General features: G+C 47.7%; 8 protein-coding genes and 1 riboswitch. Of the genes, 1 reads left to right on the top strand and 7 read right to left on the bottom strand.

What is annotated here, in order from left to right:
• Positions 1–158 precede the first annotated feature (158 nt).
• The gene (locus C232_RS0108400) at positions 159–356 is read right to left on the bottom strand and encodes a twin-arginine translocase TatA/TatE family subunit (protein WP_026314533.1); all 198 of its coding nucleotides are present in this window, start codon (positions 354–356) and stop codon (positions 159–161) included.
• A 221-nt stretch (positions 357–577) separates the two neighbouring features.
• Between C232_RS0108400 and C232_RS0108395 the strand changes: the two genes are divergently transcribed.
• Positions 578–1,414, top strand: coding sequence for an undecaprenyl-diphosphate phosphatase (locus C232_RS0108395; protein WP_018663278.1), 837 nt, complete (start codon positions 578–580; stop codon positions 1,412–1,414).
• A 240-nt stretch (positions 1,415–1,654) separates the two neighbouring features.
• On the opposite strand, the gene C232_RS0108385 is transcribed toward C232_RS0108395, so the two are convergent.
• The 6 genes from C232_RS0108385 to gntK form a co-directional block, all read right to left on the bottom strand.
• Positions 1,655–3,475 carry an APC family permease gene (locus C232_RS0108385; protein ID WP_018663275.1) on the bottom strand — a complete coding sequence of 607 codons (1,821 nt, stop codon included), beginning with the start codon at positions 3,473–3,475 and terminating at the stop codon, positions 1,655–1,657.
• Positions 3,476–3,589: 114 nt separating this feature from the next.
• A riboswitch (cyclic di-AMP (ydaO/yuaA leader) is annotated at positions 3,590–3,848 on the bottom strand.
• Positions 3,849–4,131: 283 nt separating this feature from the next.
• Positions 4,132–5,511 carry a glycine--tRNA ligase gene (locus C232_RS0108380; protein WP_040400031.1) on the bottom strand — a complete coding sequence of 460 codons (1,380 nt, stop codon included), beginning with the start codon at positions 5,509–5,511 and terminating at the stop codon, positions 4,132–4,134.
• Between the two features lie 435 nt (positions 5,512–5,946).
• The gene (locus C232_RS0108375; RefSeq protein WP_018663271.1) at positions 5,947–7,275 is read right to left on the bottom strand and encodes a GntT/GntP/DsdX family permease; all 1,329 of its coding nucleotides are present in this window, start codon (positions 7,273–7,275) and stop codon (positions 5,947–5,949) included.
• A gap of 65 nt (positions 7,276–7,340) precedes the next feature.
• A complete protein-coding gene (locus C232_RS0108370) occupies positions 7,341–7,979 on the bottom strand; it encodes a bifunctional 2-keto-4-hydroxyglutarate aldolase/2-keto-3-deoxy-6-phosphogluconate aldolase (protein WP_018663269.1) in 639 nt (212 codons plus the stop codon).
• Between the two features lie 23 nt (positions 7,980–8,002).
• Positions 8,003–9,637, bottom strand: a complete 1,635-nt coding sequence (gene ilvD, locus C232_RS0108365) for a dihydroxy-acid dehydratase (RefSeq protein WP_018663268.1) — start codon at positions 9,635–9,637, stop codon at positions 8,003–8,005.
• 46 nt (positions 9,638–9,683) lie between these two features.
• Positions 9,684–11,228 carry a gluconokinase gene (gntK, locus tag C232_RS0108360; protein ID WP_018663265.1) on the bottom strand — a complete coding sequence of 515 codons (1,545 nt, stop codon included), beginning with the start codon at positions 11,226–11,228 and terminating at the stop codon, positions 9,684–9,686.
• Positions 11,229–11,533: the final 305 nt, after the last annotated feature.

The raw sequence follows: 11,533 nt of genomic DNA, 5'->3' as shown, positions 1-11,533 counted from the left end.
GGCAGGATTCTCTTTATGTGCCAGGTTACACCTCTTAATTTGCTCTATTAACCTTATCTTAACACATCTAAAGCATGTTCAATGACCTTTTTTTGAACTGCCCGGCAGGTGGCGCGGCGCCTTGCTTTTGCAAAAGGAAAACCGCTGCCGGACAGCGGTTAGTGGTGTACTTCGCTTTTGGCTTCTTTTTTTGCGGCTGTTTCGTCTTCATCCATGACGTCGCGGACCCCTTTTTTAAATTCACGTAATGTCTGCCCTGCTGCTTTGCCAAGTTGCGGGAGCTTCGATGGCCCAAAGATTAAGAGTGCAATCATTAAGATGATCAGGACTTCCCCAAAACCAAGATTTCCCAACATTTTATCCTCCCCGCCCTTCTTTGCCTTCATCATATAGTGTATTATAAACATTTTCAACTTATAATCCGGAAATTCATTTATTTTCTGTAAAATTTGTTTGAAAGTTGACATGACTATTCTGTTTTGCACCGTCATATATATGACAGACAAGCGGGATTGAAAATTATCTATCGCAAATTCCTTTGTAAATGGTAGAATAGAAAAGTCTGGAGGTGACGTATTTGCAATTGTGGGATGCATTTGTCGCCGCAATATTGGGGCTTGTGGAAGGGTTGACGGAATTTGCGCCTGTTTCCTCCACCGGCCATATGATTATTGTGGACGACTTAATTTTGAAATCAAATCACCTTTATGGTGTTGAGGCTGCGAATGTGTTTAAAGTGGTCATCCAGTTGGGTTCCATTATGGCAGCCGTTGTTGTCTTTTGGGACCGGTTCATGAATTTGCTCGGGTTAAAGAAAAATATTACAAAAGAGCAAATGTACGGGGAGCGTCTGAAATTAAGTCAGGTGATTATCGGGCTGTTGCCGGCAGCAATTCTGGGATTTTTATTTGAGGATTACATAGACGCCCATTTGTTTTCGGTGAATACCGTGCTGGTTGCATTGGTTGTCGGTGCGATTTTAATGATCACGGCTGATTTGATGCGCCCGCGCAAACCGAAAGTGGAAACGGTTGACCAGATTACGAATACACAGGCAATTTTGATCGGGCTTTTCCAGTGTCTCGCGCTGTGGCCGGGATTTTCGCGTTCCGGTTCGACCATTTCAGGCGGCGTCCTGCTTGGCTTGAGCCACAGAGCGGCATCCGATTTTACATTTATTATGGCGGTGCCGATCATGTTCGGGGCAAGCTGTCTTTCGCTTGTGAAGCACTGGGATGCCGTAACGCCTGAAACGATTCCGTTTTTTATCGTCGGATTCATCAGCGCCTTTATTTTTGCCTTGATTGCGATCCGTTTCTTCTTGAAATTGATCAATAAGGTGAAGCTGATACCGTTTGCCGTTTATCGGATTCTGTTGGCCATTGTTTTGTTTGTATTGTTCATTAATAAATGAGTTTATTAGGCTGCGCCGGGTGCGCGGCTTTTTTTGTGAAGTGGGGTTTTGGTTTTGCATAGAGTGCGCGACATTTCAAGTGAAAAATGCACCCTATACCACCCTCTTATAGCACTGGTAAAAATTGCTCCCGCAGCGCTATATGCTCAAAAAAACCGGCCGCTTTCGGAAAGCGGGCCGGTTTTTCAAACAGTGTATTTTTCAAATCGTAAAGTCGCTCATTTACAGCATTGCCTAAGGTTATTTTTTCAAATGGTACGGCAGGATGGCGACGACGACGTCTTTTTTCCAGAGCAGCCGCATCCGGATCAGGAGGCCGGATTGGTTGTGCAGGATGTTCTGCCAGCGTTTTTTCGGCATGAATTGCGGGACGAGTACCATGACCTGGTACTTATGCTCTCTTGATTTCCGCTCAATGATTTCCAGAAATTTTGCCAGCGGCTGCACAATACTGCGGTAAGAGGAGTGCAGGGTGACAAGGCGGACACCGTTATTCCACTCTTTCCACTTTTCTTCCATTCTTTTCTCGTCTTCATGGTTGAAGGCTACATAGACGGCGATTACCTGGCCGGATAAGGATTTTGCGTAATTAATGGAACGCTCCACGACAGTGGTGATGCCGGCAACCGGGACAATGATCACATTATCGCGGAGTTCTTCGTGAAATTCGCCTTCGATGCGGAGCTGTTCCCCTACATCTATATAATGCCGGTAGATTTTTTTGAAAGTAAAGATCACGATTGGCAAAAAGATCAAAATCGCCCATACTTGTGAGAACTTGGTGATAAACAGGATGAGCAGCACACTGAACGTAATGATCGCGCCGATGAGATTGATTAAAAGCCTGCCCACCCATCCTTTTGGTTTTTGACGCAGCCATTTTATGATCATTCCGGACTGTGAAAGTGTAAAAGGAATGAACACGCCGACAGCATAGAGCGGAATCAGCCGTTCTGTATTGCCGAGGAAAGCCAAAATCAGGATAATCGAAGCCACACCGAGAAAAATAATCCCATTTGAGTAACCGAGCCGGTCGCCGCGGATCGTGAACATGCGCGGCATGAATTTATCTCTTGCCATGCTGAAGGCAAGCTGCGGGAATGCCGAGAAGCCGGTATTTGCCGCTAACACAAGGATCATGGCGGTTGTCGCCTGGATAAAATAATACATAATCCCCCTGCCGAATACTTGGGATGCCATTTGTGATACAACGGTTTCCGTTTCTTTTGGCGCGACGCCAAGCCAATAGGCAAGAAAACAGATCCCGGATAGCAGGATGGCTAAAATGACGCCCATGATGATCAAGGTGCGGGCTGCGTTTCTTGGCGCAGGTTCGCGGAAATTCGGAATCGCATTGGAAATTGCTTCAACCCCCGTTAAAGCGGAACAACCTGAGGAGAATGCTTTTAGTAAAAGAAAAAGCGAGATGCCGGCAACCGGTGTTCCCATATCAGGATGAAGATCAGGGGGGGTTTGCCCGGTTGCGATCTTATAAAAGCCGACCACCATGACAAGAACGAGCGCGAGCACGAATAAGTAGACCGGATAAGCCAGGACATTCGCCGATTCCGTTAGTCCGCGCAAATTTAAAATCGTGATCACAATGATCAGAAATACGGCAATCTGAATATTATACGGATGCAGGGTTTGGAATGCCGAAGTGATGGCATCTGTTCCGGCTGAAACGGAAACGGCCACCGTTAGAATATAATCAACAAGCAGCGACCCGCCGGCAAGCAGGCCAGGATTGAGGCCAAGATTTTCCTTCGATACAAGATAGGCCCCGCCGCCCTGCGGATAGGAATAAATAATTTGGCGATATGAAAGAATGAGTGCTGTTAATAAAATTAAAATTCCCACCGTGATAGGAACGGAGTACCAGAAAGCCAGCGCGCTGACGGTGGCAAGTACAATAAGGACCTGTTCCGGCCCGTATGCAACCGAAGATAGTGCATCGGAAGAAAGAATCGCCAATGCTTTTAATTTCGTTAATTTTTGCCCTTCGAGTTCATTTGACCGCAGCGGCCGCCCAATTAGAAATCTTTTTATGGTGGTTAACATTTGAAAAGTCCCCTTTTTCATGAAGTGTTTCATGATGCGCCTAAACCACTTTTCCAGTCAAAAAAACCACAAGAGAATAAGTCCCCTGTGGTCACAAACCCGATCACAGTTTCACATCTCTCTTGTTAACGCTGACGAGGTTAGCTGACGGATTCGGACGTAAGAGTCGCCCTACCTTTTTAAAAGGATTCACCCCAAACGGCAGTCTGCTAAAGGTGTGTGCCCAACCCCTTAAAAAGTCATACCAGCCCGGATGCCAAAAGGCAATTTACGAAGCTGGTAATGTTTGCCGGGGTTAAGCAGGGCCCTCCGCTTCAAAAGTATGCCGCGTTTTGGTTCCCCCGCTCTTTTTCAGATTAAGCGATTTAGTTATGAAACATTTTTTTCATACGACATCATATCTTACTCCCGTTGCTTTCATTTGTAAAGCCTCCTGCGAAATTTCTTCGCGGGATGAATTTTTTTATGAAAAAGCCCGCTTATAAAGGCACGATATTCAAAATATTTTACCCTGCTTTGCAGTAATCAAACGCCGCATGCCCGGCCATTTTAATTTACCCCAATCAGGTTAAACCATTCAGCCTGAAACACGGAAGGCGCTTGAAATAAAAGCGGCCTGATCCCCCGCAGCGGGAGGCAGGCCGCTTTTTATTATGTCAAAGTGCGCATGCGGATGCTAAGAAGGTTTTCAGCTCTGTAATGGGCATGCGTGTTTGTTCCATCGTGTCGCGGTTGCGGACAGTGACCTGATTGTCGTCGCGTGAATCGAAATCGAAGGTGATGCAGTAAGGGGTTCCGATTTCATCCTGGCGGCGGTAACGTTTTCCGATTGAACCGGTTTCGTCGTAATCGATTCTGAAATTTTTCGCAAGGTCGGCAAAAATGGCGCGCGCTTCTTCTGACAGTTTTTTTGAAAGCGGGAGCACGGCTGCCTTGTATGGCGCAAGTGCCGGGTGCAAGTGCATCACGGTGCGGCTGGTGCCATCTTCGAGTTCTTCTTCATCATAGGCATCGATCAAAAATGCGAGGGTGACGCGATCCGCCCCGAGTGATGGTTCAATGCAGTATGGGACAAAGCGTTCATTGGTTTCCTGGTCAAGATAGGTGAAGTCCTCGCCTGAGTATTCCATATGGCGTTTCAAGTCATAGTCGGTACGGGATGCAACGCCCCACAGTTCGCCCCAGCCGAACGGGAATTTGTATTCAAAGTCGGTCGTTGCATTCGAGTAGTGGGAAAGCTCTTCTTTTTCATGGTCGCGCAGGCGCAGGTTTTCTTCCCGCATGCCAAGGTTGAGCAGGAATTCGTGTGCATACTGTTTCCAGTAATCAAACCATTTCAGTTCCTCACCCGGTTTGCAGAAGAATTCGAGTTCCATTTGTTCGAATTCACGGGTCCGGAAAGTGAAGTTACCCGGTGTGATTTCGTTCCGGAAGCTTTTGCCGATCTGGGCAATCCCGAATGGCAGTTTTTTGCGCATCGTCCGCTGTACATTTTTAAAATTGACGAAGATCCCCTGTGCGGTTTCCGGGCGCAGGTATAATTCGTTTGTGCTGTCTTCGGTCACGCCCTGGTACGTTTTGAACATCAGATTAAACTGGCGGATGCCGGTCCAGTCTTTGCTGCCGCAATCCGGGCAGGCAATATCATGTGCTTTGATCAGTTCTTCCATTTTTTCAAACGGCAGGCCGTCAACGATCATTTCGATGCCTTTTTCCTGGAGGGCGTTTTCGATCAATTTATCAGCGCGGTGCCTTGCTTTACAGTGTTTACAGTCGATCATCGGGTCATTGAAGTTGCCGATGTGGCCGCTTGCTTCCCATGTGCGCGGGTTCATTAAAATCGCGGCATCAAGACCGACATTGTACGGTGATTCCTGAATGAACTTCTGCCACCATGCTTTTTTGATGTTGTTTTTGAATTCAACGCCAAGCGGGCCGTAATCCCATGTGTTGGCCAGGCCCCCGTAAATTTCGGACCCCGGGAAAATAAATCCGCGATGTTTGGCGTGCGCTACAATCTGGTCCATTGTCACCATTTTTAAAATCTCTCCTTTTTTCATTGAAATGGTTTCCCTGGGGACGAGATTTTTTTCAAAGCAAAAAGCTCTCCTCCTCAGGCTTTTCGCCTGGGGACGAGAGCTTTTCATTCCCGCGGTTCCACCCCAGTTGATGCGCTTTAAAAAAGCACACCCACTTTCCATGAAAAATAACTCTGGACTGCCGTTTCGCATGGTTCCTTGCCGGGCTTGCACCATCCCCGGCTCGCTTGTTTAAGGAGTTTTCCAGCTACTATTGATCCTTCATCGTCGCTAATTGAATTAAAAATACTATACCAAAAAGAAACGGGCCGCGTCAATGGGCGGAAAAAAATTTAGGCAGCGGCAGTTTTTTATTTTTTCCCTATTTAAGCAGGTTCAACTGACCGCTAAATGTCAAATGCTCATCTGATTTGTGCCTTTCAGCTGCTTTGATCAGACAAATGCATCAATAATCAGGGTGACGAAAAAGGCTGCAAATGACAGCAAGGTTTCCAATACGGTCCAGGTCTTGAATGTCTGTTTCACGGACAGGCCGAGATACTCCTTCACCAGCCAGAATCCTGCATCATTCACATGAGAGAACATCAGCGATCCGGCACCGGTCGCAATTACCAACAGCGGAAGATTAACCCCTGTCATATGGACGACGATTGGATCGACGATGCCGGCAGCGGTTGTCAGTGCGACGGTCGCGGAGCCGGTTGCGATACGAATCAGCCCGGCAATGACAAAGGCCATAATCAGCGGAGAAAGCTGCCATTGCGTGACAACCTGGGCAATCGCGTCCCCGACACCCGAGGAGATCAGGATTTGTTTAAATGCACCGCCCGCACCAATGATCATCATAATCGATGCCAGCGGAGCCAGAGAGTCTCCGGTCAGCTTATTGATCAATTTCCGGCTGATGCCCTGTCTGATTCCTAACAGGTAATAGGCAACAAACACTGAAATGATTAAAGCGATCAGTGGATGGCCGATAAAGTTCAATACGTTTGCCAGCTGGGATGGCATCGGAACAAACGGGACAATAACCGTTCCTACCATTAAGATGATTGGCAGCAGAATCGTAAAGAATGAAACACCGGTGGACGGGTAGGATTTCGCAGAAACGTTTGCCGCAACGACTTTCGGTTCCGTTTCCGGTACCACCCGTTTGCTTATATAATAAGCAAACAGCGGGCCGCCGATAATGCCGGCAATTAATGTGACGATCAATGAATAAATCAGAACCTGTCCTACATCAGCATGGAAGATTCCAATGGCTGCCATTGCTCCCGGATGGGGCGGAACAATGCCGTGTGAAATGGACAATGCTGAAATCATCGGGATCGCGATCAGCAGCAGATTTTTCTTTGTTGTTTTCTGAATCGCGATCACCAGTGGCAGCAGAATCACAAGCCCGACTTCAAAAAATACCGGGATGCTGATAATTAATCCAGCAAAGAAAGTGGCCCACGGAAGATTCCGTTCACCGAATGCGCGGGTGAAGAAGTTTGAAATCTGAACACCCGCTCCGGACTCAGACATCATCTTCCCAAGAATGGTACCGAGCGCCAGAATGCCCAGCAACGAACTGAGAATACCACCGACACCCTGCTCATAATTTGTTGCAATTTTCGTAAGCGGCAAGCCCGCCGCAAGACCAAGCAGCAGACTTGCGACCGACAGACTGATAAATGCATGCCATTTAAAAACGGTTACCCCGACAATGACGAGAGCGATGGCAAGCACAGTAATCGTAATGAGGTAGGCACTGCTCATGCAAATCACATCTTTCTTTTGGTTTTTATTATGGATATTTTTCGCTTAAAAACTTCACTTTTTACTTATTGGACAAATGCCGTTACTTTATGTGCGAATTGTTCCGCATTCTTTTCAACGCGCGTGTAGTTTCCATTTTCTGCACCCTTTGTTAGGACACTTCCGATGCCGACTGCAAAACAGCCTTGATCCAGCCAGTCCGTAACATTCTGCAAGTTAACACCGCCGGTCGGCATCAGTTGAATATTCGGCAGCGGCCCTTTGATATTTTTGATAAATCCGGTTCCAACCGTACTTCCAGGGAAGACTTTGACGACATCAACACCGGACTTCAACGCTTCGACCATCTCCGTTACAGTCAGACAGCCGGGTAAATAAGGAACGGAATACAGGTTGCACACCGCACTGATTTCTTTTGAAAAATTCGGGCTGACAACGAATGCGGCGCCGTAAAGAATCGATAACCTGGCCGTTTCCGCATCAAGCACTGTACCTGCTCCGATCAGCGCATCCTGCTGCCGTTCGGACAATTTTCGAATGGCTTCCAGGCAATTTGGTGTCGTAAAAGCCACCTCGATACTCCGGATCCCGCCGCGAATGCATGCTTCTGAAATGTTGACAGCATCCTCTGCGTCACTTCCGCGGACGACAGCCACCAGGCGATCGCGGTTCATTTTATTCAGCACTTCATATTTATTTAACATCTTTTCTCTCTCCTCTCCTTCAATCAAACCATGCGTACGGCGCCATGTGCAGCTGATGCTGTATTCCCGGCATAAAGTTTCAGGAATTGGCTGGCTTCGTGTTTGATGTAGTTCAGTTTTTCTCTTCTTTCGGATAGTTCATTTTCACTGACTTCAAGTTCAATCGAACGCTCTGGCACATTAATAGAGATCATGTCACCATTTTGCACGAGTGCCAATGTCCCGCCTTCTGCAGCCTCAGGACTCATATAACCGATTGACAGGCCTGCCGATGCGCCGGAGAAACGGCCGTCTGTTACCAATGCAATTTTTTTGAACCGCGAAAGAATTTCCGTACAGCGGTGCAGTTCGCGCATGCCCGGCCCGCCTTTTGGCCCTTCATAACGGATCACAATGACATGGTTTTCTGAAATTTCACCGGCATTATAGGCTTCCATGAACTGTTCCTCTGAGTTGAAAACCATTGCCGGAGCAGTCAGTTGCATCATATCTTCCGGAACAGCTGATTGTTTGATTAATGCACCCTGGTCTGCCAGATTCCCTTTCAGGACTGCAATGCCGCCTTCCGGTTCAATCGGTTCGTTCAGCGGATGAATCATTCCGCGGTCAAGTACTTTGGCTTCCGCAATGTTTTCGCCTACTGTCTTGCCGGTTACTGTAAGACTATCCTGATGCAACAGCGGCGACAGTTCTTTCATCAATGCCGGGACACCACCCGCCCGCTTCAGATCATTGGTTGTAAAGTTATTGTTATTTGGCGTAACTGCCGCAATAAATGGAACCTTACGGCTGATCCGGTCAAAGGTATCCAGCGTAAGTTCAATTCCTGCTTCACGCGCAATAGCCGGAAGATGCAGGCAGGCATTTAAAGAACCGCCCATGGCAAGTAAAACAGAGATCGCATTTTCAAAAGCTGCTTTTGTCATGATATCTTTCGCCCGGATATTTTTTTTCACCAGTTCAACTGCCTGGCGTCCTGCGGCTTTGGCAGCTTCAAGCTGTTCATCCGACAGTGCTCTCATCCAGGACGTACCCGGCAAAGCGAGCCCCAGCGCTTCTGAAAGCCCCTGCATTGTATTCGCTGTCCCGAGGAATGGGCAGGCACCGGCGCATGGATAGTACTTCCGCGTCACCCCGACCAGCCCTTCTTCATCCAGGTCACCGGAAAGAAACTGCTGGCGGGCTGCTTTGGATTCTTTTGGTTTGATATAATTGGGCATCACGCCGCCAAGCACCACAACGCTCGGGAGATTTAGACGTGCCGCGCTCATCAGCATTCCAGGAACAATCTTATCGCAGGAACTGAGCATGACCATGCCATCAAATATTTCATGGGCGCGAACCATGGTTTCGACACTGTCGGCAACGATTTCCCGGCTTGGGAGCGAATACTTCATCCCGTCATGTCCCTGGGCGATCCCATCACAGACGGCAATGGTATTGAATTCAAGTGGGTATCCACCCGCTTCGAGAACGCCTTTTTTCACATATTCAGCAACTTTTCTGAGATGCACATGGCCGGGAACAATTTCATTCCATGAATTTGCGATCGCGATAATCGGGCGATCCATCATGTCATAAGGCACACCGCTTGAACATAAATGGCCTTTTAAAATCGCCCGGGTATAAGGTTTGATTTGCGATAAACGATTTTTCATTTTACAGACTTCCCTTCAAGTCATTGGATTTTCTTATGAAAAACGGTTATTCCCTAAACTGCGAATGTTGAAAAGCCGCAATATCATTCCATTCATCATTCAGCTTTCTCGAAAGGCGGATGAAAATTGGAAATAACTGTTGATAAATGGCAGCGTTTTCCGGTATCGGCTGATGGCTGTGTACTGAGCCAATCATTTGGGAAACCACATTCAGACTGTCAGTTCCTCCGGTTGCGTACAGCCCAAGAACAGCGGCCCCGAGGCAGGAGCTCTCGAAACTTTCCGGAACATTTACCGGTTGAGTAAAAATGTCAGCCATCATTTGGCGCCATAATGCAGAGCGGGCAAACCCGCCGGTCGCTTGAATCCGTTTCGGCTCACCGGTTCTTTCCCTCATGGCCAGCATGACACTGTAAAGGTTATAAATGATCCCTTCCATTACCGCCCGGATCATATGCTGTTTCTCATGGTGCAAGGTTAAGCCAAAGAAAGCGCCGCGGGCATTCGGGTTCCACAGGGGTGCGCGTTCACCGCTGAAATAAGGTTGGAAAATTAATCCATCCGAACCGGGGTTCACGCGTGAAGCCATTCGGGTCATGACATCGTAAGGACTGATGCCCAGCCGTTTTGCTGTCTCAACTTCCGCGGCTGCAAATTCGTCTCTTGCCCATCTCAGTACACCGCCGCCGTTATTCACAGGGCCGCCGACAACCCATTTGTCCTCCGTCAATGCATAGCAGAAAAGCCGTTCTTTTGGATCAGCAGCAGGATGATCGAGTACCGTCCGAATCGCCCCGCTTGTACCGATCGTTACTGCGACAACCCCCGGATCAATGGCATCTACCCCCAGGTTTGACAGAACACCATCACTTGCACCGAGCACAAACGGGGTGTCTTTGCTCAAGCCCATTTTTTCCGCATAAATGGGATCGATCCCTCTCATCACCTTGGTTGTCGGTACCGGATCTGACAAACGGTCCGCAGTAATTCCGGCTAATTTTAAAGCCTCTTCATCCCACGCCAGGCGATCCATTCTCATCAGGCCGGTGCAGGAGGCTATGGAATAGTCAACCACATATTGATGGAACAGCCGATAAAAAACGTATTCTTTAATTGAACTGAATTTTGCTGCTTTGTTAAAGATTTCAGGTTTTTCATGGCGCATCCAAATCAGTTTCGGCAGCGGAGACATCGGATGGATCGGTGTCCCTGTGCGCATATAGATCTCATGGCCACCCATTTCTTCCTTCAGTTTGCGCGACCATTCAATGCTTCGATTATCGGCCCATGTCATACACTTCATAAGCGGCCTGCCTTCCCGGTCTACGGGGATGACGCTGTGCATGGCACTGCTGAAGCTGACGAACCGGATCGTTTCCGGTCTTTGGCCGCTCTTTTCCACCACTTCATGAATGGCACCGAGGACAGCCTCAAAAATTTGATCGGGGTCCTGTTCTGCGGTAAATGCATCGGGCGTAAACAATGGATAACCATGATTCGCATTTGCCACGATTGTTCCGTCGATTTTATAAAGCACCGCTTTGGTACTGGTTGTTCCGATATCAACACCTATCATGTATGAACCACTCATTATAACAACCTTCTTTTCTATTTATTAATCGCTTACATCAAAACTTGCATACTTGTCGACAACTTAAATCCGAATAGAGTTTCAGGTATCACTTGTCGTGTTGGAAGCTCTCATTACCAAACCTGTTTTTTCAATCTTAACCGCTTACGTCACAACTTGCATACTTGCCGGCAATTTAAAGCCGAATAGAATTTCAGGTATCACTTGTCGTGTTGAAAGCTCTCATTACCAAACCTGTTTTTTCCATCTTAACCGCTTACGTCACAACTTGCATACTTGCCGGCAATTTAAAGCCGATTAGAGTC

It is taken from the genome of Heyndrickxia acidiproducens DSM 23148 (genome assembly GCF_000374345.1).
GTDB lineage: Bacteria > Bacillota > Bacilli > Bacillales > Bacillaceae_C > Weizmannia > Weizmannia acidiproducens.
The sequence above is the reverse complement of the archived record's forward strand: the minus strand, read 5'-3'. Positions and strand labels throughout refer to the sequence as shown.

What these genes read in the sequence shown, in the direction of transcription:
- C232_RS0108400 (WP_026314533.1), bottom strand. Translation starts at nt 356, where the DNA reads ATGTTGGGAAATCTTGGTTTTGGGGAAGTCCTGATCATCTTAATGATT.
- C232_RS0108385 (WP_018663275.1), bottom strand. Translation starts at nt 3,475, where the DNA reads ATGTTAACCACCATAAAAAGATTTCTAATTGGGCGGCCGCTGCGGTCA.
- C232_RS0108380 (WP_040400031.1), bottom strand. Translation starts at nt 5,511, where the DNA reads ATGGTGACAATGGACCAGATTGTAGCGCACGCCAAACATCGCGGATTT.
- C232_RS0108375 (WP_018663271.1), bottom strand. Translation starts at nt 7,275, where the DNA reads ATGAGCAGTGCCTACCTCATTACGATTACTGTGCTTGCCATCGCTCTC.
- C232_RS0108370 (WP_018663269.1), bottom strand. Translation starts at nt 7,979, where the DNA reads ATGTTAAATAAATATGAAGTGCTGAATAAAATGAACCGCGATCGCCTG.
- ilvD (WP_018663268.1), bottom strand. Translation starts at nt 9,637, where the DNA reads ATGAAAAATCGTTTATCGCAAATCAAACCTTATACCCGGGCGATTTTA.
- gntK (WP_018663265.1), bottom strand. Translation starts at nt 11,228, where the DNA reads ATGAGTGGTTCATACATGATAGGTGTTGATATCGGAACAACCAGTACC.